The sequence below is a fragment of the Nocardia vaccinii NBRC 15922 genome, assembly GCF_001613305.1.
Lineage (GTDB): Bacteria > Actinomycetota > Actinomycetes > Mycobacteriales > Mycobacteriaceae > Nocardia > Nocardia vaccinii.
Map to the genome: position 1 here is coordinate 120,541 of NZ_BDCC01000005.1, position 22,749 is coordinate 143,289.

Genomic DNA, 22,749 nt, shown 5'->3' on the forward strand with positions numbered 1-22,749 from the left:
CGGGTACACCGAGCGCCGACATGATCTGCCGGAAGAGGGCAACGCTCATGAAGATCAGGGGCTCCATGGGACGTCGAAAAGCGCGAACGAGCTCAGGACGAGGCGGTGGGTCCTCGGCCGAGCAATCGATCCGTCTCGCGTCGTTCGCGTTTGGTCGGACGTCCGGCACCACGATCACGACGGGGCATCGTCGCCGCGATCTCGGGAGCCGGTGGCGGCGGACTCTTATCGATCAGGCACTGCGCGGCGATCGCCGCGCCCACACGTTTGGTGATGACCTTCTCGACGATGACGACGCGATCGAGCCCGTTGATCCGGGCACGCACCTCATCGCCGGGTTTGACCTGATGAGCAGGCTTGACCGCGACACCATTCACCTTGACGTGTCCACCGCGACATGCGGCCGCGGCGGCCGACCTGGTTTTGAACAGCCGTACAGCCCAGGTCCAGGAGTCGACCCGGGCTGTACTCGGTTGCGCCGAGGGCAGTTTTGCTTCCAGAGCGGTGCTGGTCGCGAGTATCAGGCGACGCGACGCGCGGTGACGATCGAGTGCGGATCGAGGTGCGCGTAGCTGACGGTCTCACCCGACTGCGGCGCCTGCAGGATCTTGCCGTCGCCGGCGTACATGGCCACGTGGCCGCCGCCCTCCTGGATGACCAGGTCGCCGGGCTGCAGGTCCTGGTAGGCGACCGGCTTGCCGACGTGCGACTGCTCGAAGCTGGTGCGCGGCAGGTTGACTCCGGCCTGCTTGTAGGCCCACTGCACGAGGCCGGAGCAGTCGAAGCTCTGCGGGCCCGAGGCGCCCCACACGTAGTCCGAGCCGATCTTGCTCTTGGCCGCGGTCAGCGCGATGTTCTGCGGACCCTGATGGTCGTTCACGCCGGGCAGGGCCGCGGTCAGACCGGGAATGTTGGGCTGCTGCAGGCTCTGCGGCGCGAGCGCCTTCTGCGCGGCCTTGATCTGATCCGCGTGGTCCTTGATCAGGTCGGCGTGATCGGCGAGCGCCTGATTCACGGCCTTGACCTGCTGTGTGAACGAGGAATCGACCGGCACATCGAAATCACCGACACCGGGCACGTTGATGGTCTGCGCCATCGCCGAAACCGCCGGCATGGCTCCGGTTGCCGAGGCGACCGCACCCATGACGAGCGCGCCCTTCACGGAATTCGGGAGCCGAGATTCCCGTTGCAAACTGTGTTTACCCACCGAGCTGAGTCTCCTGTTTCTTCCACTCCACCCGCCGACCGAGTTAGCTGACGGGTTCGGGCCGGGAAGATCGGTCCTACCTCGACCGACCTTGTATAGCCGGGCGAGGATTCACCCCACTACATCTGGGTCCTCGGTTCAGCGAACGAGCTTGCGCCCGAACGCCGATTTAGCGGTGACTCGACTGGCCGTTTCCCCTACGAAGCGGCCCACGCCGTCAAGTCACGAGAAGATTACGGCCAGCGCGTGATGTTGTCCACCCCACAGCACGGCGTGTTTCACCGACCTCGACAAAGCCCCAGGACAGGGCCGCGATTCGGCGTGTCGCAAGTCGGGTAACGGGCCGATATCGGCTCGGCCACAACTGTTATCGACGGGCTGAGAACGTTATGAACTCGATTCTTCCCGTTATCGCCGGGCTAATCCGGAGCCTCGACCGAGCCGATCGATCCGCGCCACCCATCGATCGGACCCCATCGAACGAACCGCCGGCGGGGTCAGCCCCGGCCGCCTTCACGCTCCGCGAGCGCGCGTTCGAGTTCCTCGATGCGCCGCCGCGCGTCGGCCAGTCCGGTCTCGAGCTGACCGAGCGCCATCACAAGCGGGCCGACCGCGAGATCGGCCACCAGTTGCGGATCGTCGAAACCCTTGCCGATGGCCTGGAGGATGTTCCGGCGAATACGCGCCGCGAGAACGGCTTCCCGCGGTATGTTCCACGATCCGACGACTTCGGCGGTGCCGCCCTCGGGTACCTCGACATCCGGTACACCGGCATCGGGCTCCTCGCTCATGACTCTCCTGCGCCTCGGCCACCCGGCATCGCGACGGGTCACATATCTGTCGACAACCACAAGCCTAGAGACCGTATTCCCGGGCCGCACATCCCTCGCTAGTCACATCTAGGGAACGCGGTAGATGTCCGAAGATTCTCCGTGCGACACACTACGGTGGAACGGCATGGACCCCGTGCGCAATCCGTATGCTCCCGGCGCCGGACAGCGCCCGCCCGAACTCGCCGGGCGGGCAAAGCAGCTCGACGCCTTCGACGTGGTGCTCGAACGCATTTCGCGCAGGCGGCCCGAGCGCAGCGTCATGCTCACGGGGCTGCGCGGCGTCGGAAAGACGGTGCTGCTCAACCAGCTTCGATCGGCCGCGCGCACACGTGATTGGGGCACCGGCAAATTGGAGGCCAGGCCGGATCAGGAACTGCGGCGGCCACTGGCCTCGGCCCTGCACATGGCGGTGCGGCAGATCGCCGTGGCCCACCGCAATCTGGAGATGGTCGACGACTTCCTCGGCATACTCAAGGCTTTCGCGCTGCGCGCCACCGTCGACAAGGGGATGCGCGAGCGTTGGCAGCCGGGGATCGACGTCCCGGCGGTGACCGGCCGCGCCGACTCCGGCGATATCGAGATCGACCTGGTCGAACTGCTGATGGAGGCCGCTCAGGTTGCCCGTGATATCGGTGTCGGCATCGCGATATTCATCGATGAGATGCAGGATCTCGGCTCCGCCGATATTTCCGCGATCTGCGGCGCGTGTCACGAATTGAGCCAGGAGGCAGCGCCTTTGATCGTGGTCGGCGCGGGCCTGCCGCACCTGCCGGCGGTGTTGTCGGCCTCCAAGAGCTATTCCGAGCGGCTGTTCAGTTATCACCGCATCGACCGGCTCGATCGGGAGTCGGCCGATCTGGCGCTGATCGCCCCGGCCGAGCGCGAGGAGGTGAAATTCACTGCCGAGGCGCTGGATTCGCTGTATCTCAAGGCCGACGGATATCCGTACTTCGTGCAGGCCTACGGCAAGGCGACCTGGGATCTGGCCGCGCAGAGTCCGATCACCGCCGAGGATGTGGAGCTCGCCGCCCCCGCGGCCGAGGAGGAGTTGGCGGTCGGTTTCTTCGGATCCCGATACGAGCGGGCGACCCCGGCCGAGCGGGAGTACATGCGCGCCATGGCCGAACTGTCCGGTGACGACGGCCCGGTGGCGACCGCCGCCATCGCCAAGGAACTGGGCCGCCGACCGGCTTCGCTGTCACCGGCTCGAGACGGTTTGATCAAGAAGGGGCTGATCTACTCGGCCGAGCGGGGAACCATCGGTTTCACGGTGCCGCACTTCGGCCGGTACCTGCGTAGCGTCGCCTGAGGTTCGGACGTCCAGGGGCCACACGGATCGCCGAGGGTGACGGCTGCGGTCAACGCTGGACGATTCGGAAGTCTATCCATGACTAGCCGAATTTCTAGATACCGGTAGATTCCTCCCGAATTCCGCCCCGTATCGCAATCCATCGCTCTCCGGGACGAGGGCTGGATGGTGCTATTCCTGGTGTCACGCGGCCGTGCCGCACCCGCTGGGCGTTCCAGCCCGTGCGATCCACATACCGCTCATACCTTTCTCTACGAGAATCTACCGAGAGCACTAGATAAAGCTAGAAAGGTCGACAGTTCGGGTCGCACCGCGTCCGGCCGCAGGCGTCACGCGCGAGGACCGCTCCTTTCCGGATCGCCGCGCCCCGGGCGCGGTCGACGACCGGCCGCAATTCCACAACGTGTGGATAACGCCTGGTTGGGCCGGTTAACGCGGTGGAAATTCAATCCGACAACCGGGCAAGAACGGACTCGCACCAGGAGGACGTCATGTCCACGATCGCACTCCCCGCCGCAGCCGGCGAGGGCCGGTACGCCACCGTCAGCGCCGACGACGGCACCCCGCTCGCCGTGCGCGTCTTCGGCGCGGACGACGCGACACTCACCGTCGTATTCGTCCACGGGCACTGCCTGCGGGCGGACTCCTGGTCCTTCCTGCGCGAGCACCTGCTGCCGCGCTGGGACTCGAGCACTCGCATGGTGTTCTACGACCATCGCGGGCACGGTGATTCGGGGGCGGCCGATCCGTCCACGTACACCATCGACCAGCTCGGCCACGACCTGGACGCGGTGCTGCGCGCGGTCGCGCCGACGGGTCCCGTTGTGCTGGTGGGACATTCGATGGGCGCGATGGTCGCGCTCGCATACGCCCGGCTCCATCCCGCGGCAATCGGAACCCGGGTGGCGGGTATCGCGCTGCTTGCCTCCGCGGCCGGCGGCATCACCAGCGTCGGACTGGCTCGCGTACTGCACCGGCACGCGGTGACCTCGTTCCAGGTCGCGGTTCGGCGCGCGCCGCGAATCATGCAGGCGTCCAAGCAGTTCGGCCGCCGGGTCCTCGAACCGATCATCCGCGAGGCCAGTTTCGGCACCCGGGCGGTGAGCCCGCGCATGGTCGCGGTCGCCACCGCGATGCTCAACGACACACCGCTGCTGACCATGGCCAGTTTCCTGGATTCGCTGATCCGCTTCGACGAGACCGCGACCCTGGCGCTGCTGGCCGATCTGCCCGCACTGGTCCTGGCCGGTTCGGCGGACATCATGATCCCGTTCGCGCATTCGGTGGTACTGGCCTCCCAGCTCTCCGCCGCCGAACTGGTGCGCCTGGACGGAGCCGGGCACAGCGTCATCCTCGAACGCGCCGAGGAGGTCGCGATCGCCGTCCTGGCGCTGGTCGACCGGGCCCGCGCCACGAGCACAGCACCGAGCCCGATCTGCGCAATCGCCGGATGATCATCCCGCGACCGGGCGAAATACCTGGCCCAGGCTGTGTTCGAGCCAGAATCGGAAAGTTCGCGTACTGTGTTGTAGATCACGATGTGCGGTCGATCACAGTAAGATCATCTTCGATCGCATACGGGGCGGCACAGCGCCGAGTCGCCCTCACCCCGCTCGAGGAGGTTTCGATGACACGCAGCGATATTGCGGAGCTCCACTTCGCGGTCGGGCAGCTCCAGCAGTGCATCGGCGCACTGCGCGGCCACTACGGCGACGCCCGTTCGGTCCGCCGCCTGGAGAACGACCTCGAACGGCTCCTGCTCGACACCGAGGATTTCGAGCAGGCCCCGCCGCCGGAGGTGAGCAGCCGCCGCGAACAGGACATCATCTACGTCCCGGACAGCAAGTCCGACGAGGCCGCGTGGATGGGCGCCCAGGACGAGGGTCTCGGCTTCCACTCCCGCCCCCGCACCACATAGCGCTTGCCCGCCTCCCCGCACCTTCAGCGTGTCGTTGAGTGCGGGGAGACTTGGGCTTCGGGCCGGCGGTCGAGCTTTCGGTTACTTTTCGGGCGTACCCGGGGAGTTACCCATGTGCCCGCGAGATGAGTTGTCCATTTCCCGCTATCGCGGGATCGGCTGCCGTCGATGGCGTGCGCGCGGGCCAGCGGCAGTGCCGTGTCGCTCGGCGAGTGCCAGGCAGAGTTCCGCACATACCCGCGCGGCGGACCACGCGTTGGGCTCGGCTGCCGATTTCCGGTTGCGAAGGGGCTCGGCTTCCGTCGTGCGGTGATGCCGACGAATAACTTCGGCGACTTCCCGGCTCGCCTCCGAACCGACGGGGGCGAGCGCGTCGAGCACGGCGGTGCGGCCGGGTCGTTGCCCGGCTCACGGCACCCGCCGAAGGTCCGCGCGGTACGTGCCCGCACCCGTTTCGGTAATTCGATCTTGATATCACCCGCCGCACGAACCCTTGCCGATCATGGAACGCACGATTGTTGCTGGTACGTGGCGGCGTCGCGGGCGCGGTTCCGGTAGCGAAAAGTGCGAATTGTCGTCGCTTGTCGAATTGTCTTGTTGCTCAATGCAGTTCGTGATTGTTGCCCGAGATTCGCCCGAACCCTCCCCACCGGACGAAGATCAGAAAATGTGGCGCAAATCATATGAATGCAAGCGGTGCGATATTGCCGAAGCGCGTGACAGCTCATAGCTCAGGTGCCGTATGGTGCTCAGCATCACATTCGATGCCGGAGGTAACGATGATGTTCCGCGGGGCAGATAGGCGAGGCATCCTGCCGTGAGCGAGCTTGCGAGCGAACCAGTGACCACACAGCGCACAGTTTCCGAATCGGGTACGGGAGTCTTCGGCCGGGGCCGCGCGAGCATCCCGGACCGGACCCTGCGCACCGACAAATGGTGGGTCCCACCGACGATGACGGTGATCGGCCTGGCCGCGTTCGTCATCTACGCGACGATCCGGGCCTTCGTCCGCACCGCCTACTGGGTGCCGGACTACCACTACCTGACGCCGTTCTACTCACCCTGCGTGAGTACCTCGTGCGCCGAGGGTTCGAGCCACTTCGGGCACTGGTTCGGCGCACTGCCGAGCTGGATCCCGCTGGGGTTCCTGGCCCTGCCGTTCCTGCTGCTGTTCCGGTTGACCTGCTACTACTACCGCAAGGCCTACTACCGGGCGGTCTGGTTCTCCCCGCCCGCCTGTGCGGTGGCCGAACCGCATGCGAAATACACCGGCGAGACCCGGCTTCCGCTGATCATCCAGAACGCGCACCGCTACTTCTTCTTCATCGCGGTGATCGTCTCGCTCATCAACACCTACGACGCGATCATGGCCTTCCACGGCAAGAACGGCGGATTCGGATTCGGACTGGGCAACATCATCCTGGTCGTCAACGTGATCCTGCTGTGGGCGTACACCGTGTCGTGCCACTCCTGCCGCCACATCGCGGGCGGTCGGCTCAAGCACTTCTCGGCCCACCCGGTGCGGTACTGGTTCTGGACCCAGGTGTCCAAGCTGAACACCCGCCACATGCAGCTGGCCTGGACCACGCTCGCCACTCTGGCGATCACCGACTTCTACGTGATGTTGGTCGCCAGCGGCACTCTCACGGACCTGCGGTTCGTGCACTGATCTCATCCGATTCCATTTCGCTCCAACCCCTCTGCCTCTCAGGAGTATTCGGTCCATGCCTGAAGTCGAACGGCACAAGTACGACGTCGTGGTGATCGGCGCGGGTGGCGCCGGTTTGCGCGCGGTGATCGAGGCGCGCGAACAGGGCCTGTCGGTGGCGGTGGTGTGCAAATCACTGTTCGGTAAGGCGCACACCGTGATGGCCGAGGGCGGCTGCGCGGCATCGATGGGCAACGCCAACGAGAAGGACAACTGGCAGACCCATTTCCGCGACACCATGCGCGGCGGCAAATTCCTCAACAACTGGCGGATGGCCGAACTGCACGCGCAGGAGGCCCCCGATCGGGTGTGGGAGCTGGAAACCTATGGGGCGCTGTTCGATCGGACCCCGGACGGACGAATCAGCCAGCGCAACTTCGGCGGTCACACCTACCCTCGCCTGGCGCACGTCGGCGACCGCACCGGCCTCGAACTCATCCGCACCATGCAGCAGAAGATCGTCTCGCTGCAGCAGGAGGATTTCGCGAAGACCGGCGACTACGAGGCGCGGATCAAGGTTTTCGCCGAATGCACCATCTCCGATCTGCTCAAGGACGGCGACCGCATCGCCGGCGCGTTCGGATACTGGCGCGAATCGGGCCGGTTCATCCTGTTCGAGACCCCCGCGGTGGTGCTGGCGACCGGCGGAATCGGCAAGTCCTACAAGGTGACCTCGAATTCCTGGGAGTACACCGGCGACGGGCACGCGCTCGCGCTGCGCGCCGGGGCGACGCTGATCAACATGGAATTCCTGCAGTTCCATCCGACCGGCATGGTCTGGCCGCCGAGTGTGAAGGGCATCCTGGTCACCGAGGGTGTGCGCGGTGACGGCGGGGTACTCAAGAACTCCGAGGGCAAGCGGTTCATGTTCGACTACATCCCCCCGGTCTTCAAGGGACAGTACGCCGAGACCGAGGATGAGGCCGACCAGTGGTTGCGCGACAACGATTCCGCGCGCCGCACCCCGGACCTGCTCCCGCGCGACGAGGTGGCGCGAGCGATCAACGAGGAGGTCAAGGCCGGTCGCGGTACGCCGCACGGCGGGGTCTACCTGGACATCGCCTCCCGGCTGCCGCGTGAGGAGATCCTCAAGCGGCTGCCCTCGATGCATCATCAGTTCAAGGAGCTCGCCGATGTGGACATCACCGCCGAGCCGATGGAGGTCGGGCCGACCTGTCACTACGTGATGGGCGGTATCGAGGTCGACCCGGATACCGGTGCGGCGGTGGTGCCGGGCCTGTTCGCGGCGGGTGAATGTTCCGGCGGTATGCACGGATCCAACCGGCTCGGCGGCAACTCGCTGTCCGATCTGCTGGTCTTCGGCCGGCGCGCCGGACTCGGCGCGGCCTCCTATGTGGAACAGCTCCCCGACCGCCCGAAGATCGCCGAGGACGATATCGCCGCGGCCGCGAAAACCGCTCTGGCTCCGTTCGATTCGCCCGCCGAGGGCACCGCGGAGAATCCGTACACCCTGCACAGCGACATGCAGCAGACGATGAACGACCTGGTCGGCATCATCCGCAAACAGCACGAGCTGGAAGATGCCATCGGGAAGCTCGGCGTACTGCGCGAACGCTACGACCACGTCACCGTGGAGGGGCACCGGCAGTTCAATCCGGGCTGGCATCTGGCGCTGGATCTGCGGAACATGCTGCTGGTCAGCGAATGTGTGGCGCAGGCGGCGCTGATCCGCACCGAGAGCCGCGGCGGGCACACCCGCGACGACCACCCGAAGATGGAGGCGGACTGGCGCAACAAGCTGCTGGTCTGCCGGGTCGATCCCGAGGACGACGCGCAGACCGTGCCGGGCGTCACCGTGACACCGGCCGATCAGAAACCCATGCGGGACGAATTGCTCGCCCTGTTCGAACTGAGTGAACTCGAGAAGTATTACACCCCTGCGGAACTCGCCAATCATCCGGCGGCAGCAGGAGAGACTTCACGGCCTGATCGGTCAGAGGCCGGAGGCGGCAGCGAGCGTGACCACGGAGGCCCCCCGATCGGGTCAGATCCGACACCGAAAGGGGATGAGTAGCAATGGGTTACGACGCGCAGTTCCGAGTATGGCGCGGCGACACCGACGGTGGTGGCCTACAGGACTTCACGGTCGAGGTGAACGAGGGCGAGGTCGTACTCGACATCATCCACCGGCTACAGGCCACTCAGGCCCCGGATCTCGCGGTGCGCTGGAACTGCAAGGCCGGTAAGTGCGGTTCCTGTTCGGCCGAGGTCAACGGCCGCCCCCGGCTGATGTGCATGACGCGGATGTCCACCTTCGCCCAGGACGAGGTCGTCACGGTGACGCCGATGCGCACCTTCCCGGTCATCCGCGATCTCGTCACGGACGTATCGTTCAACTACGAGAAGGCCCGGGAGATCCCGTCGTTCACGCCGCCCGCCGATCTGAAGCCCGGTGACTACCGGATGCAGCAGGTGGACGTGGAGCGCTCCCAGGAGTTCCGCAAGTGCATCGAATGCTTCCTCTGTCAGAACGTCTGCCATGTGGTGCGCGATCATGACGACAACAAGAACGCGTACTCCGGTCCGCGTTACCTGATGCGGGTCGCCGAACTGGAAATGCATCCGCTGGATGTGGCCGACCGCCGTGATATGGCTCAAGACGAATTCGGCCTCGGCCTCTGCAATATCACCAAATGCTGTACCGAGGTGTGCCCGGAACATATCAAGATCACCGACAATGCTCTCATTCCGATGAAGGAACGGGTCGCCGACCGGAAATACGATCCGATCGTCTGGCTCGGAAACAAGCTCTTCCGGCGGTAGCCGACGACGTACGTCCGGGCCCGGATCACGACCGTGGCCCGGATGTGCGAGAAATGCTGCGGGCGAGATGAAACAGCCTGGGGGACAACGGGAATCGTCTGGGTCGCGCCGTGCGCACCAGCTACAACTGGGTTAGCACACCGACGGCGACGAGTGCGACGAGCAGACCGAACAACAGCGCGGAGAACACCGCTCCATTCAGTACGTACACACCTCCCGCCGATACCGCGAACAGCATTCCTACGATCAGACGCTCAACCCAATCGCCCGGGAATAGTCTGCGGTACCGGGGAGTGTTTTTCAGTCCTCGGTCCACATATTAGCGTTACCCATAACCAGCATGAGCAAACATGCTTTCGTTGTACAACGGCCACCGATTCGTGATCTTTCCCGCCGTGACCTGCAGCGAATTCCCGGCAGACGCGGAACGGACGGGCCGAAACGTCCCGGCCCGTCCGGCGCGCGCTCGGATCAGTTCGCGTCGAATAGTCCGAGCCGAACCGCCGTGGTGAACGCCGTCCAGTCGGCTGCGGCGAAGACCAGCGCCGGGCCGCCCGGGTTCTTGCTGTCACGTACGCCCACCCGCTCGCCGAACAGGAATGCCACCTCCACACACTCCTTGCCCGCACCGCTGCGACTGCTCTTGAACCATCGAGCGCCCGTCGGCTCGCTGCTCATCCTCATCTCCTCAAGGTTCCTTTCCGGTACGAGCGAGCCCGCGGAAGTGCGGGGCGCTCACACGGCGTACTCCTTCGCAACCTGCCGCAGCAGGTTTCTACTGGTGTGAACATCCAACGCGCAGCGCAACAGAACCTCGTGGGCATGCCGATAGCGCCGCACGTCGGCTTTCCTCTCGAGATACAGATCTCCGGTGAACCCCTCCACGTACACCACGGGAGGTTCGACCGGTTGCCCCTTGCTGTCGGTTCCGAACTCGAGGATCACGAACGGGCCGGTCGAAAGGCCCAGGGGGACACCGGCTGCGAAGGGCAGGATGCGCAGCGTGACATTGTCCCGAGTACTGAGATCGGCCAAGTGCCGCAGCTGCGCCGCCATCACCCTTGCACTTCCGACGACGCGGCGCAAGACCGACTCGTCCAGCACGACGTCCACCGTCGCGGGATGCGCTTTGCGAGTTATCAAGGCCTGCCGCTGAAGTCGCAGCTGGACGCGCCGTTCCAGTTCGGCCTCGGTGTCCTCGGGATAGCCGAGCCGGTTCAGCGCGCGGGCGTACTCGGCGGTCTGTAGTAAACCGGGCACCAACTCGGACTGATAGGACACCAATCGCAGTGCCGATGCCTCCAAACCCACATAGACATCGAAGTTCTCGGGAATCAGATCACCGTAGGCGTGCCACCAGCTCTTCACCGCGGCCTGCTGGGCCAGCCCCTTGAGGCCGTCGGCGATCTCGTCCGGAATGCCGTAGATCCGGCAAAGTTCCTGAATGTCTATGGTGCGTATGCGATCTGCCTGCCCTTTCTCCAATCGCTGCAACGTGCTGGCGCCCCACTCCATCAGCCGCGCGGCCTCCGCGATGGTGAGGCCGCCCTGAGTTCGCCAGTCACGCAGGTATCTTCCGAGCTGACGCCGGGGCAGAGTCGACGAGGAGGCGGACTCGGCACTCTGGTTTTCGGAACTCACGGACACAGCACACACTCCGTTCTGATCGGATGCCGCCCGGCATCGAGTGCGGGTCGGAAGTACCGTGGGGCCCCCGCCGAACTACCACCACCCCGACCCGGACGTCACACATCGGCGAGGGGGGATCTCATCCACTATGGAGAATCTTCCTCCCCCAAGTGGATTCGCTGCTGGACATTCGCCTGAATTCGTTCTGGATATCCAAACCGGGGCAGTTGGGCCGCCTGTTGGAGGATGCTGAAAGTGTGCTCGGGGATAGCATCTAGTCCGGAACAGGTCTGAAAAACCTCCGGGCACCATCAGGATTCGCACGCAGGAACGAGGAGTCATGGCCGTACACGTCATCGGGTCGTCGTTGATGACCAGCGATTGCACGCCCCACCGAGCCCGCAGTGTGGGACAGGAAGGCTGGGTCGTGTCCTATCTGCCCGGCCGCACCCTGACCTGTGCGCAGGCGGTAGCTGCGCTGCAGGTTGCCGAAGCGGTGCCGCCACTGCTGGATTCGGTCGCAGGGTTGGCGACCAAGGTGGGCCTCACCCTGTTGGAAGCACTGGGTATGGCCATCAATCAGCAGCCCTGGGAGGACCATCCCGCACCCCGACGAGGGGTTCGCCGATACGGGGAGGTGGCGGCATGCAACTGACCAACCACAATATGCCGGTCGCCGGTTTGCTGCGGTGCGCCAACGATCCTGGCGTGATGACCGTCGAACAGGCCCATGCCGCAATGCAACTGCACCTGGAATGCTCGGTCGACCTGTGCCGGGTGCGCCGCCGCGCCCGCGCCGTCCTGGTCGAAGAGGGCCGCTGCGTGCTGGACCAGCGGGCACTGCCGTGACCGCGCTGGAACCGGCGGGCAGCCGGAAGGTGGTGCGGCTGCTCCCTCCTCCCAGCCGCACCACCCCACGCCACGCCGCCGCCACCGCGCGCCACGCCCTGGCTCCCGGCCGCCGAGCCGCCGCGGCGTACCTGGCCTCGAAGCCCGAACATCGCCGTGAGCTGGGACGGCACCGCGCCGCCCTGCGGCGCGCGACATTCGGCGCCCGCCCGGCACACGGCCTCAATCACTACGACCGCATGCTGTTCTGGTTCGCCGGAGCCCTGCTGAGCCTGCGCATAGCATTCGTCGGCGAAAACCCCATCGACGAGTACTGACCTCGCGTCGCGGGAGACTCCGGGCCGAGCGACTGGCGCAACTGCGCCATACGACGGCACGGCAGGGCAGCCGGAATTCCTGGCGCAACTGGGTCGCACCGGCGTGGCGGCATTTCGCCGATACCATCGGTGTCCGGCGCCGATGGCGTGGGTCGGTCGACGGTCAGGTCGGGCGATACCGGCCAGCGATGGCGTGGTGTCCGAGTCCGTGCGCAACGGTGGTTCGGCCATGCGGTGACCGGCGCGGCCCGGTGGCGCAACTGTGCCGTATTGCGTCACAGGACATTTCGGGACCGGGTCGGAATTCGCTCGGCGGGAACGGCCGGTTTGCCGACTACCTGCGGGTATGTGGGTCGCACAGCGACGGCGGAGAAGTTGCCGGGGACGAGACGGCGGGTGCTCGGGGATGACATCCGGCGGAGAGGGGGTGCGTGCGGGCGCGAACGTGGGCGGATATCACTGACCGGGGTTGCGGGTGCGGCCAGGGCCCTTATCCTCTTCGTTATCGGGGCGGGTCCGTTGTTCGAGGTTCCTGCTCATGTGTGAGAGGAACCGTATGGCCCGACGCAAGCAGTCCGCCGACGCGCAGGGGTCCACGGCGCATGCCTCGGGGCCCTGGCCGGTGGCCGAACCGGAAGAGGACCGGTGGGGTACGGCGCAGAACCGGCGGTTGCCGCCCGAGCCGAACGGGCAGCGGTGGGACAACGGGACGACCGGACGCCATCCGGTGCAGGCGCCCGGACGCACCGACACCGGCGAGAACCGGCGGCTTGCCCCGTCACCGGAGGGTGAGCGCTGGGAGGCGGCGCAGACTCGCCGTCAGGCCGCGGCGGACGACGGTTACGAAACCGGGCAGACTCGGCGCCGGGCCCCGGCGACCGATCTCGATGACGACTACCACGAGTCCGCGCCGAGCAGGCGACGGTCCGGTCGATTACGGGTCGAGGTGCCCCCGATCGTCAACCCGTATTCGATCGTGGCACTGGTGGCCGCGCTGTTGGTGCTGTTCCCGGTGGCGATCGTGTTCGGGCTCATCTCCTTCACCCACCCGCGCGGCCGGATGATGGCGCTGTTCGCGCTGCTGCTCGGGGCCGCGGAGGCGACGGCGCTGGTCGGTCTGCTCGCCTTGTCCGGAGTTACGCTGCCGCACAGTCCGTTCCGCTTCCAGGCCGATTCGACGCCGGTCACCCAGACCGCGACCACACCGGCGACCGCCGGCGACGTCCCACCCCTGCAAGTCACCGTCAGCACCGCCGCGCCGACCACCTCCGCCGACCGGACCGCGGTCGCACAGGGCCAGGTGTGCACCCAGGCGCAGGCCGCGCTCATCGGCGCCACCTCCGACGGCACCACCCTGCTGTGTCTGAAGGGCAGCAGCGGATATCGGTGGACCGGGCCGTACACCGTCTCCACCGCCGTCTACGACAACGGCTCGAAGTGCAATGCGGCCGGCGACAAGTCCGCGCGGACCGCCGACGGCCACGCCCTGGTCTGCGAGGGCCAGGGCCGCAGCGCCGCCTGGACGCTCTGGGTGGAGTAGGTCCGAGGACGGACAAACCGCTTCGTATGCTGCAGGGTGCAGTTACACCTGTGTTCGACGCCGAACGATGCAGACGGAGGATATGTCATGGCCGAACGAGTTGCCGTAGTTTCCGGAGCCGCCCGGGGGATCGGGGCGGCGGTCGCCAAGCGGCTGGCCGCGGACGGACTGGCCGTCGGCGTGCTGGATCTGGATGCCGCGCACTGCGCCGACACCGTCCAGGCGATCACCGAGGCCGGTGGTAAGGCGGTGGCCCTGGGCGCGGACGTATCGAACGAGGACTCGGTGGCCGCGGCCGTCGGGGAGCTGGCCGGATCGCTCGGCGCACCGACCGTCGTGGTGAACAACGCCGGTATTCTGCGGGACAATCTCCTGTTCAAGATGTCCGTGGACGACTGGGACGCGGTCATGGGCGTACATCTGCGGGGTGCGTTCCTGATGACCCGCGCGGTGCAGAAGTACATGGTCGAGGCCAAGTGGGGCCGGGTGGTGAACCTGTCGAGCACCTCGGCGCTGGGTAACCGCGGCCAGGCGAACTATTCCGCGGCCAAGGCCGGTATGCAGGGCTTCACCAAGACCGTTGCCATCGAGCTGGGCAAATTCGGCGTCACGGCGAACGCCATCGCGCCGGGATTCATCGTCACCGACATGACCGCCGCCACCGCTGCCCGCGTCGGCGTGGACTTCGAGGACTTCCAGAAGGCCACGGCCGCCCAGATCCCGGTGCAGCGCGTCGGGCGCCCCGAGGATATCGCACACACCGCCTCGTTCCTGGTCAGCGAGGGCGCGGGCTTCGTCTCGGGCCAGGTCATCTATGTCGCGGGCGGCCCCACCAACTGACCTTCGCGGGTCGCCTGCGATATCGAATCGCCCGTACTCGAACGGATTTCGCATCGGTCGGCGGGTATGCGGGACGGTACGGCACACCATCCCGCGCACCCGCGACGGTTACACGCGTCGTCGGCACGCTGAGCGACGGGGCGGACTCGAACCTCTGATGAGCCGAGTTCTATTCGGGCAGATAGGTTCTGATCACTCAGGCGCGTCACACACCCGGGTGGGCACGCCCGGGCCGGAGGCACCCCGGGGTAGAGGGCCTGACCGGGCGCGCAGGTGCGAACGACCACGCCGCCCAGGAGAGAGCCGGGACGGGCACGTGGGCAACTCGCATCGGGCTACGGCAGGACCGCGCGAAAATCCGCAGCACTGTCGGGGCAGCACGCCGCGTGGAATTCGGCCACGGATCGAAGCGACATCCGGCGGACGCACCGAGACAGACGAAGGGCCCCAACACCATCACCACCGGCGCAGCGCGCCGCGTGAAGTTCGCACACGCGGATGGAAGCGGCACCGGGCGGACGCACCGAAGTAGGGGAGGGTCCCCAACACCGTCGCCGCAGCACGGCGCGGGAAGTTCGCACGCGGACGGAAGCGGCATCCGGCGGGTTCGCCGAGGTTGGTGGGCCGAGGTAGGTTCGCGGTATGAGGCGGCGGGCGGTTCGGCGGGGACTGACCAGTTATGGGCTGTTGTTGCCCAGCGCGGTGGGGGTCGGGTGTTTTCTGGTGTTGTCGATCGTGGTGGTGGGTTGGCTCAGTGTGCACAGTTGGAACCTGTTGGGGCCCATGCGGTTTGTGGGGCTGCGGAATTGGCGTGCGGTGCTGGGTGATCCGGCGTTCGGGCATTCGCTGCTGGTGACGGTGGGGCTGGCGGCGATCGTGGTGCCGGTGCAGACCGTCTTGGGATTGGCCGTCGCGCTGCCGTTGGCGCGCCGGCGCGGCGGGACGGCGTTGCGGGTGATGTTCGCGCTGCCGTGGATGTGTGCGCCGGTCGCGGTCGGCGTGGTGTGGCAGTGGATGTTCGCGCCGACCGGCGGTGCGATCGACGCTCTGCTGGGCAGCCGGATCGAATGGCTGTCCGATCCGGCGTTGGCACTGCCATCGGTTGCGGTGGTGGGGATCTGGTCGAATTTCGGTTATGTGGCACTGTTCTTCGTCGCCGGTATCCGGGCGATCCCGCCGGAGATCCTGGACGCGGGCGCGCTGGACGGGGCGATCGGCTGGCGGCGCACACGCTGGCTGGTACTGCCGCTGTTGCGTCCCACCATGTTCTTCGTGCTGGTCACCGGCATGCTGACCGCATTCCAGACCTTCGACACGGTGTACGCGCTGACCCGGGGCGGACCGGGGAATCGTACGGATGTGGTCGCCATGCGGATCTTCGACGAGGCGTTCGTTGCCGCGCGACCCGGACGTGCCGCGGTGATGGCGCTGGTGGTGTTCGCGGTGATGTTCGTGATCACCCTTCTCCAGCATCGTTACTTCCGGGGCCGGACGGTCCATGAGTACTGAATCGATCGGAAGACTCTCCAGCACAGCGTCTTTCGCAAGGCGACCGAAAACCCGGGCCCGGCTGCGGGGCCTCGCGGTCTATCTGCTGCTGTTCGCCGGAGCCCTGGCGACCGTGGCACCGCTGGTGCTCAGCGCTATGACCGCGGTGAAGACTCCGGAGCAGTTCGCCACCGGTTCACCACTGGCACTGCCGAATCCGGTGACCGGAGCGAATTTCTCGACCGTACTGAGCGGGGGACTGGGCCGCGCGGTACTGGTGACCGGGCTGATGACGGCGTTCATCACCGGCGGACAGCTGATCACCGCGATCCTGGCGGCATACGCGTTCGCACGCACCGAATTTCCCGGACGCGACATCCTGTTCTGGATCTACCTCGCCACCATGATGGTGCCCCCGGTGGTCACCCTGATTCCGCTGTATCTGATGTTCGCGAAACTCGGCTGGCTCGATACGTTCTGGGCGTTGATACTTCCGTTCGCATTCGCCTCGCCGTACGCGATATTCCTACTGCGCCAGTACTTCCGGTCCATCCCGGGCGAACTGCTCGGCGCGGCGCGGCTGGACGGCGCGAACACCCTGGACATCCTGGTTCACGTGATGGTGCCGATGAGCCGGCCCATTCTGGCCACGCTGGCACTGATCACCGTTGTCACGCAATGGAACAGCTTCATGTGGCCGCTGGTGGCCAGCAGCGGTGACACCTGGCAGGTGCTGACGGTTTCGACCGCGACGCTGCAGACCCGGTACAACGCGCAGTGGACGCTCGTGATGGCCGCGACGACGTTGGCGATCGTGCCGCTTGTCCTGCTTTTCGTGGTGTTCCAGCGTCAGGTGCTGCGATCGATCACCTCGACGGGGCTCAAATGAGTTCCGCGACGAGCAGGTCCCCGAAATCCTCGACTCGGATGGTGCTGGCCGTCGCACTGAGCGCGATATTGCTGATCGCAGCGGCGCTGTGGCTCGGACGCGGCGGTGACGGCGCGGGACGCACGGTTCTGCGAATGCGGATCTGGGACGCGAGTTTCGTCCCCGCCTACCGTGCCTCGCTCGATGCGTTCCAGCGCGCGAATCCGGGTGTCGAGGTGCGGATCACGGTCGTGCCATGGTCTTCCTATCAGCAGAAATTACGTCTGGACGTGGCCGGGGGCACGGCGGACGACGTGTTTTGGACCAACACTTTCGCCGATTATTCGGATTCGGGCCGACTGCTGGATATCGGCGCGCTGCTGGGTCCCGATGCCGAGCGGGCGTGGGACCCGTCCGCGGTCACACAGTACAGCCGCGGCGGAAAGCTCTGGGCGGTCCCACAATTCGTGGACGGTGGTACGGCGGTGTACTACAACCGGGCACTGCTCGATGCCGCGCACGTCGATCCCACCGCGCTGTCCGGATTGCGCTGGGGAGGCGATGCGGACACGTTCGCGCCGATGCTGCACCGGCTCGCGCCGGTGGCGCCGTGGGCATTCAACGCCGCCAACGACCTGCAATCCATCGAACTGCCGTTCCTGGGTTCGGCAGGTGGACGTCTGCAAGGCCCGGACGATCGGTTCGTCTTCGACAGCCCGCATGGCAATCAGGCGTTCGGTTACCTGGTCCGGCTGATCGCCGAAAAGCTCGCTCCCTCGGCCGCCGATACCGACAGCAACACCGATTTCACCCGAAACGCCTTCCTGCAAGGGAAATTGGCGCTCTTCCAATCCGGCACCTACAACCTCGCCACGGTCGTTCAGCAGGCGAAATTCCCCTGGGGAATCGCGATGATCCCGGCCGGGCCGGCCGGACGGGTCAGCACCGACAATGCGATCGGCCTCGCGGGCAATGCGGCGACCCGCCATCCGTCGGCCGTGCGCCGCCTGCTGGCCTGGCTGGGCAGCGCCGACGGCAATCGCTACCTGGCCGACTCGGGCGCGACCATTCCCGCGGTGGTCGCCGATCAGCAGATCTACCGGGATTACTGGGCGCACAAGGGAATCGATGTCTCGCCGTTCTTCGATGTGCTCGACGGGCCCCGGATCTCCGCGGGGAGCGGGCCCGGATTCGCGGCGGCCAACGACATCATCACGCCGATTCTGTCGGAGATGTATCTCGGCCGCACGCCGGTCCCCGAGGCCCTGAGTCGTGCGGTGGCAGCGGGAAATGCCGCCATGGGTGATCAATAAATCTGCGGCAGAACAGTTTTCGTGATCATGGAGCGAATGGCTCCGGGCCCGCTCAGATTCGGCTGATGTCGACCAACGGAGTGCGGGGGCCGAATTTCGGCTTGCGGGCCTGGCCGGAGATCTCCAGCAGCCGGACGGCCCGATAGCGGTGCGGGCGAAGAGGTTCGAGGTACTCGACCATGGTCTCGTCGTCGATGGGACGGCCGAGCAGGGTCCAGCCGACGATCGCGGCGAGGTGAAAATCGCCGACCGAGAGGGCATCCGGATCACCCATAGCGCGCTGGGCGATCTCCGCGGCGGTCCACACGCCGATGCCGGGGACCGTCCGCAGACGTTCGGCGGCGGCCGCGGGATCGAGGTCCGCGGCCTGTTCGAGCCCGTCGGCGACCCGCGCGGCCAGCACGATCGTCTTCGAACGCTGCGGATCGACGTTCGCGCGGTGGTACTCCCAGGACGGGATGTGCCTCCAGGTGTGCGCGTCTGGCGGGACGCGCATCGGTATCGGCGTCGGGCCAGGCGCCGGATCACCGAACTTCCACACCAGCCTCCGCCACGAGGCGCGGGCGGAGACGGTGTGCACGCGTTGTTCGAGTACCGCCGGGACGAGCGATTCGAAGATCAGCCCGGTGCGCAGCATGCGCAGGCCGGGGAACCGGCGATGCGCCTCGGCGATCTTGGGGTGGGTCGGGACGAAGTCGGCGATGTCCTCGTCGAGGCACAGCATGCGGGGCAGCCGCTCGACGAACTCCGCCGCGCCGGGACCCCAGGCCCGCGCCGCCACGGCCCGCGGTCCCGCCTGGGTGAGCCGGTAGGTGACCGGGCCGGTGGGCATGCGCGAGACGTGCCAGTGCGCACCGTCCCGGGTGGTCGTATGGCATGGATCACTGCCGCCACGACGCAGCGGCGCGAGGGTGCCGGCGAGATCGATCGGCAGCTCGGCGCTCACCGTGCGCTGCGCGTCGACCCTCGATTCCACCGGAACATTGTGCGCCATGCCGCCGAATGAATCGCACACACCCCGCCGGATTCCAGTGACATGCGTCACCGGATATCCATGAAAGCCGATTTCGCCCGCGGCGCGCATGCCACCCGTGGCGGCACACTGTAACGGGTCTGTCATAGAGTGCGATTTCCGATCGGATTCATCCAGCCACCGATTCATAACCCGGCAATCGGTTGGCATATATCGCTAGGGAGGCTCTAATGCTCACCACCATTCTGAATCAGCTGCTGAACATCTGGGGTGGAATCTTCGCCGGCAGCTCCGGCTACCAGATCGCCCCGGGTGCGCTGCCGTTCGGCAGCTGATCCGTCGCCGTGCGCACCCGTGACCGAGGCCGAGTGCGCACTACCGCGAACCTTCCCGGTCGAGCAGGAATTGCGCGAGGTGGCTCGCGGACCTGTCGGCCAACTGAGCCGCCTGGGTGCGGCAGGAGAACCCGTCCGCGAGAAACTCCGCGTCGGCGTCCTTCCGCAGCGCGGGCAGCAATCCATTCTCGGCCACCGCGACCGAAATGTCGTAATGCCCATACTGCATGCCGAAATTCCCAGCTAGTCCACAGCATCCGGCGACTTCGATCACTGTCGCACCAGTTCTCCGGAGAATTTCGCGATCCGCGTCGTATCCCGTGAGCGCATGATGATGACAATGCGGCTGCACCACAACGGTGTGGCCGCTGCGATCCGGTGGACGCCACGCGGGATCCGCGGTGAGGAATTCCGCCAGGGTTCGTACCGCTCGCGCGGTTCGCTCGGCCCGCGTGTCCTCGGGTAGTAGGGCGGGCAGATCCGAACGCAGGGCGGCGGTGCACGAGGGCTCGAGCCCGACCACCACGCCACCGGCACGCACGTGAGCGTCCAGTGCGTCCAGTGTGGCGCGCAGCCGCGAACGGGCGCCGTCGAGCTGTCCGGTGCTGATCCAGGTGAGCCCGCAGCACACCCGGCGTGCCGGAATGCGCACCCGGTGACCCAGAGATTCGATGAGTTCGACTGCTGCCCAGGCTATCCCGGGGTCGAAAGCATCGGTGAAGCTGTCGATCCACAGCAGTACACCCGGTTCGCCGCCGGGTGACTGCTTGCCACGCCGCTCGGTCCACATCCGGCGGAAACTCGTGTCCGCCAGGGCTGGAACCGCACGTCGGGGATCCATACCGGCCGCGCGGAAACCGCTCCGGCGCAGCGGAGCGAATCCGGCGACGGCATTGAACGCCCGCGGCATCCGCACACCCAGGGCGAGCCAACGCGGCAACCAGCCCAGAGCGTAGTGATCCATCGGCCGGAGTCTGCGCCGATACCGGCGGTACAGGGTCTCGGACTTGTAGGTGGCCATATCGACCCCGGCCGGACAGTCCGCGTCACATGCCTTGCAGGACAGGCACAGATCGAGCGATTCGGCGACCGCGTCCGAACGCCAGTCCAATGCTCCCCGCACGACCTCCTGCAGGACGCGGGCTCGTCCGCGGGTGCTGTCCTTCTCATCGGCGGTCGCCAGATACGACGGGCACATGAAACCACCCGTGGCGCGAGTGTCCGCTCGGCACTTGCCGATTCCGACGCAGCGGTGCACCGCCGTGCCGATATCGCCGTCGGCGGGGAAGGCGAATCCGCCGGCGGGCGGGGTGCGCCGCAGGCCCGCAAGGCGTAGATCCGCGTCGATCGGGGCGGGGCGCACCAGAACTCCCGGATTGAGCAGGCCGTCGGGATCGAACAGCGCCTTGAATCCGGCGAATGCGTCGAGTGCGGCCGGAGAGTACATGCGCGACAACAACTCCGAGCGCGCGCGGCCGTCACCGTGTTCGCCGGACAGCGAGCCACCGTGGCGGACGACCTGATCGGCGGCGTCGGCGAGGAAGTCGCGGAACCGCTGGGGGGCATCGGCTATCGGCAGATCCAGCCGGACGTGGATGCAGCCGTCACCCAGATGTCCGTACAGCAGGCCGTCCACACCGTGCGTACCCATCAAGTCCTCGAAATCGCGCAGATAGGCGCCGAGGTTCGCGGGCGGCACCGCGGCGTCCTCCCAGCCGGGCCAGGCCGGGCGGCCGTCGGGGGTGCGCCCGGCCAGCCCAGCACCGTCGGCACGAATCCGCCACAGTCGCGCTGCCACAGCGGAATCGGTGACGATGCGGCTGTCGATCGCGTGCGCCGTCCGGCAGAGCGCGGCCGCGCGGTCGTGCGCCTCGTCGGCGGTGTCGCCCGCGCATTCGACGAACAGCCAGCCGCGGCCCTCGGGAAGTCCGGGGACCGTGCCGCGATGGGCGCGTACGACGTCCACGAGCCGGGCATCGATACCCTCCACCGCGATCGGGCCGACCGCGGTGATCGCCGCGACATCCTCTGCCGCCGTGGGCATATCGGGGTACCCGAGCACCACCAGGACGGTCGCCCGAGGCACCGGGACGAGCGTCACCGATGCCTCCAGCAGCAGCCCGCAGGTGCCCTCGGTACCCACGAAGGCGCGCGCCGCCGAGGGATCGCGTTCGGGCAGCAGATGTTCCAGGCCGTACCCCGAGGCCTGGCGCTCGAAGCGGCCCAGTTCGGTGCGGATCACCGCCAGTTCGGATCGGGCGAATTCGGCCAGCCCGGGTATCGCCGACAATCCCGCGCCGAGGGTTCGCTCGGTTCCGGTGCCGTCGAGTATCCGCAGATTGCGCACCGAATCCGAGGTCCGGCCCCAGGCCATGGCATGCGGCCCGCACGCGTTGTTCCCGATCATCCCGCCCAGGGTGCAGCGATTCTGCGTGGACGGGTCCGGTCCGAAGCGCAATCCGGATTCCCGCGCCCGTTGCTGCAACGTCCCGAGTACGACACCGGGTTGCACTCGCGCACAACGATTTTCGACATCAATTCCGAGGATCGCGGACATATGCCTACTGAAGTCGAGCACCAGGCCGGAACCGATCGCATTGCCCGCCACCGACGTTCCCGCACCCCGCGCGGTCACCGGCACCCCTTCGTCCCGGGCCGCGGCCAGCACCGCCGCCACATCCGTATCCCCGCGCGGAAAGACCACCGCCGCGGGCCGCACCCGGTAGTTCGAGGCATCCGAGGCGTATTCCGCGCGCCGCCGCTCACCGGCGTCGATCTCGCCCTCGATCCTGCTCTCCAGCGCCCGCAGCCACGAATCGGTCATATGGCCAGCCTATG

21 protein-coding genes and 1 riboswitch are annotated in these 22,749 nt (G+C 66.6%); of the genes, 14 read left to right on the top strand and 7 right to left on the bottom strand.

The window, feature by feature from the left end; genetic code table 11:
- Positions 1-92: 92 nt before the first annotated feature.
- The 3 genes from NV1_RS01535 to NV1_RS01545 all read right to left on the bottom strand — a co-directional run bounded on the left by NV1_RS01535 (position 93) and on the right by NV1_RS01545 (position 1,998).
- Entirely contained in the window at positions 93-488 is a 396-nt protein-coding gene (locus NV1_RS01535; protein ID WP_067884664.1) for an RNA-binding S4 domain-containing protein, read from the bottom strand.
- Between the two features lie 32 nt (positions 489-520).
- On the bottom strand, positions 521-1,207 hold the full coding sequence (locus NV1_RS01540; RefSeq protein WP_307627758.1) for a C40 family peptidase: 687 nt from the start codon (positions 1,205-1,207) through the stop codon (positions 521-523).
- Between the two features lie 18 nt (positions 1,208-1,225).
- Positions 1,226-1,392: riboswitch (cyclic di-AMP (ydaO/yuaA leader) on the bottom strand.
- A gap of 312 nt (positions 1,393-1,704) precedes the next feature.
- Positions 1,705-1,998 carry a hypothetical protein gene (locus tag NV1_RS01545; protein WP_067884666.1) on the bottom strand — a complete coding sequence of 98 codons (294 nt, stop codon included), beginning with the start codon at positions 1,996-1,998 and terminating at the stop codon, positions 1,705-1,707.
- Positions 1,999-2,164: 166 nt separating this feature from the next.
- On the opposite strand from NV1_RS01545, the gene NV1_RS01550 reads away from it, so the two are divergent.
- The 6 genes from NV1_RS01550 (at position 2,165) to NV1_RS01580 (ending at position 9,759) form a co-directional block, all read left to right on the top strand.
- Positions 2,165-3,349 carry an ATP-binding protein gene (locus NV1_RS01550; RefSeq protein ID WP_067884668.1) on the top strand — a complete coding sequence of 395 codons (1,185 nt, stop codon included), beginning with the start codon at positions 2,165-2,167 and terminating at the stop codon, positions 3,347-3,349.
- A gap of 491 nt (positions 3,350-3,840) precedes the next feature.
- Positions 3,841-4,803, top strand: coding sequence for an alpha/beta fold hydrolase (locus NV1_RS01555; RefSeq protein WP_067884670.1), 963 nt, complete (start codon positions 3,841-3,843; stop codon positions 4,801-4,803).
- A gap of 173 nt (positions 4,804-4,976) precedes the next feature.
- Positions 4,977-5,267 (top strand): Rv0250c family protein, encoded by a 291-nt coding sequence (locus NV1_RS01560; protein WP_067885044.1) that lies wholly within the window; start codon positions 4,977-4,979, stop codon positions 5,265-5,267.
- 841 nt (positions 5,268-6,108) lie between these two features.
- Positions 6,109-6,936: a succinate dehydrogenase subunit SdhC gene (gene sdhC / locus NV1_RS01570; RefSeq protein ID WP_067884674.1), complete on the top strand. Its 828-nt coding sequence runs from the start codon at positions 6,109-6,111 to the stop codon at positions 6,934-6,936.
- A gap of 55 nt (positions 6,937-6,991) precedes the next feature.
- Complete coding sequence (locus NV1_RS01575) at positions 6,992-9,010, top strand: fumarate reductase/succinate dehydrogenase flavoprotein subunit (protein WP_084524963.1); 2,019 nt, start codon at positions 6,992-6,994, stop codon at positions 9,008-9,010.
- A gap of 2 nt (positions 9,011-9,012) precedes the next feature.
- Positions 9,013-9,759 carry a succinate dehydrogenase/fumarate reductase iron-sulfur subunit gene (locus NV1_RS01580; RefSeq protein WP_067884676.1) on the top strand — a complete coding sequence of 249 codons (747 nt, stop codon included), beginning with the start codon at positions 9,013-9,015 and terminating at the stop codon, positions 9,757-9,759.
- Between the two features lie 471 nt (positions 9,760-10,230).
- Here the strand turns inward: NV1_RS01580 and NV1_RS01590 are convergent, their stop codons facing one another.
- Positions 10,231-10,437: a DUF397 domain-containing protein gene (locus NV1_RS01590; RefSeq protein ID WP_067884680.1), complete on the bottom strand. Its 207-nt coding sequence runs from the start codon at positions 10,435-10,437 to the stop codon at positions 10,231-10,233.
- 57 nt (positions 10,438-10,494) lie between these two features.
- Complete coding sequence (locus NV1_RS01595; protein ID WP_067884682.1) at positions 10,495-11,406, bottom strand: helix-turn-helix domain-containing protein; 912 nt, start codon at positions 11,404-11,406, stop codon at positions 10,495-10,497.
- Between the two features lie 322 nt (positions 11,407-11,728).
- Between NV1_RS01595 and NV1_RS01600 the strand changes: the two genes are divergently transcribed.
- From NV1_RS01600 to NV1_RS01635, 8 genes are all read left to right on the top strand, one after another.
- Entirely contained in the window at positions 11,729-12,043 is a 315-nt protein-coding gene (locus tag NV1_RS01600; RefSeq protein ID WP_067884685.1) for a hypothetical protein, read from the top strand.
- Positions 12,034-12,237: a hypothetical protein gene (locus NV1_RS01605; RefSeq protein WP_067884687.1), complete on the top strand. Its 204-nt coding sequence runs from the start codon at positions 12,034-12,036 to the stop codon at positions 12,235-12,237. Before NV1_RS01600 ends, NV1_RS01605 begins: the two co-directional genes overlap by 10 nt.
- Positions 12,234-12,554 carry a hypothetical protein gene (locus NV1_RS01610; protein WP_067884689.1) on the top strand — a complete coding sequence of 107 codons (321 nt, stop codon included), beginning with the start codon at positions 12,234-12,236 and terminating at the stop codon, positions 12,552-12,554. The genes NV1_RS01605 and NV1_RS01610 overlap by 4 nt, the downstream gene beginning before the upstream one ends.
- A 556-nt stretch (positions 12,555-13,110) precedes the next feature.
- Positions 13,111-14,094 carry a hypothetical protein gene (locus NV1_RS01615; RefSeq protein WP_067884691.1) on the top strand — a complete coding sequence of 328 codons (984 nt, stop codon included), beginning with the start codon at positions 13,111-13,113 and terminating at the stop codon, positions 14,092-14,094.
- A gap of 87 nt (positions 14,095-14,181) precedes the next feature.
- Positions 14,182-14,934: an SDR family oxidoreductase gene (locus NV1_RS01620; RefSeq protein WP_067884693.1), complete on the top strand. Its 753-nt coding sequence runs from the start codon at positions 14,182-14,184 to the stop codon at positions 14,932-14,934.
- A gap of 642 nt (positions 14,935-15,576) precedes the next feature.
- Positions 15,577-16,443 (top strand): carbohydrate ABC transporter permease, encoded by an 867-nt coding sequence (locus NV1_RS01625; protein WP_067884695.1) that lies wholly within the window; start codon positions 15,577-15,579, stop codon positions 16,441-16,443.
- Entirely contained in the window at positions 16,433-17,311 is an 879-nt protein-coding gene (locus tag NV1_RS01630) for a carbohydrate ABC transporter permease (RefSeq protein WP_084524964.1), read from the top strand. The genes NV1_RS01625 and NV1_RS01630 overlap by 11 nt, the downstream gene beginning before the upstream one ends.
- Positions 17,308-18,603: an ABC transporter substrate-binding protein gene (locus tag NV1_RS01635; protein ID WP_067884697.1), complete on the top strand. Its 1,296-nt coding sequence runs from the start codon at positions 17,308-17,310 to the stop codon at positions 18,601-18,603. The genes NV1_RS01630 and NV1_RS01635 overlap by 4 nt, the downstream gene beginning before the upstream one ends.
- Before the next feature lie 52 nt (positions 18,604-18,655).
- Here the strand turns inward: NV1_RS01635 and NV1_RS01640 are convergent, their stop codons facing one another.
- Both NV1_RS01640 and NV1_RS01645 read right to left on the bottom strand, forming a co-directional pair.
- Positions 18,656-19,597 (bottom strand): DNA-3-methyladenine glycosylase family protein, encoded by a 942-nt coding sequence (locus NV1_RS01640; RefSeq protein WP_067885048.1) that lies wholly within the window; start codon positions 19,595-19,597, stop codon positions 18,656-18,658.
- A gap of 354 nt (positions 19,598-19,951) precedes the next feature.
- Entirely contained in the window at positions 19,952-22,735 is a 2,784-nt protein-coding gene (locus NV1_RS01645; RefSeq protein WP_067884698.1) for an FAD-binding and (Fe-S)-binding domain-containing protein, read from the bottom strand.
- Positions 22,736-22,749: the final 14 nt, after the last annotated feature.

Excerpts from the sequence above, each read along its gene's own strand:
- NV1_RS01590 (WP_067884680.1), bottom strand. The coding sequence starts at position 10,437 with ATGAGCAGCGAGCCGACGGGCGCTCGATGGTTCAAGAGCAGTCGCAGC.
- NV1_RS01620 (WP_067884693.1), top strand. The coding sequence starts at position 14,182 with ATGGCCGAACGAGTTGCCGTAGTTTCCGGAGCCGCCCGGGGGATCGGG.
- NV1_RS01605 (WP_067884687.1), top strand. The coding sequence starts at position 12,034 with ATGCAACTGACCAACCACAATATGCCGGTCGCCGGTTTGCTGCGGTGC.
- NV1_RS01545 (WP_067884666.1), bottom strand. The coding sequence starts at position 1,998 with ATGAGCGAGGAGCCCGATGCCGGTGTACCGGATGTCGAGGTACCCGAG.
- NV1_RS01580 (WP_067884676.1), top strand. The coding sequence starts at position 9,013 with ATGGGTTACGACGCGCAGTTCCGAGTATGGCGCGGCGACACCGACGGT.
- NV1_RS01555 (WP_067884670.1), top strand. The coding sequence starts at position 3,841 with ATGTCCACGATCGCACTCCCCGCCGCAGCCGGCGAGGGCCGGTACGCC.
- NV1_RS01615 (WP_067884691.1), top strand. The coding sequence starts at position 13,111 with ATGGCCCGACGCAAGCAGTCCGCCGACGCGCAGGGGTCCACGGCGCAT.
- NV1_RS01630 (WP_084524964.1), top strand. The coding sequence starts at position 16,433 with ATGAGTACTGAATCGATCGGAAGACTCTCCAGCACAGCGTCTTTCGCA.
- NV1_RS01550 (WP_067884668.1), top strand. The coding sequence starts at position 2,165 with ATGGACCCCGTGCGCAATCCGTATGCTCCCGGCGCCGGACAGCGCCCG.
- NV1_RS01575 (WP_084524963.1), top strand. The coding sequence starts at position 6,992 with ATGCCTGAAGTCGAACGGCACAAGTACGACGTCGTGGTGATCGGCGCG.
- NV1_RS01625 (WP_067884695.1), top strand. The coding sequence starts at position 15,577 with ATGAGGCGGCGGGCGGTTCGGCGGGGACTGACCAGTTATGGGCTGTTG.
- NV1_RS01560 (WP_067885044.1), top strand. The coding sequence starts at position 4,977 with ATGACACGCAGCGATATTGCGGAGCTCCACTTCGCGGTCGGGCAGCTC.
- NV1_RS01635 (WP_067884697.1), top strand. The coding sequence starts at position 17,308 with ATGAGTTCCGCGACGAGCAGGTCCCCGAAATCCTCGACTCGGATGGTG.
- NV1_RS01600 (WP_067884685.1), top strand. The coding sequence starts at position 11,729 with ATGGCCGTACACGTCATCGGGTCGTCGTTGATGACCAGCGATTGCACG.
- NV1_RS01640 (WP_067885048.1), bottom strand. The coding sequence starts at position 19,597 with ATGGCGCACAATGTTCCGGTGGAATCGAGGGTCGACGCGCAGCGCACG.
- NV1_RS01645 (WP_067884698.1), bottom strand. The coding sequence starts at position 22,735 with ATGACCGATTCGTGGCTGCGGGCGCTGGAGAGCAGGATCGAGGGCGAG.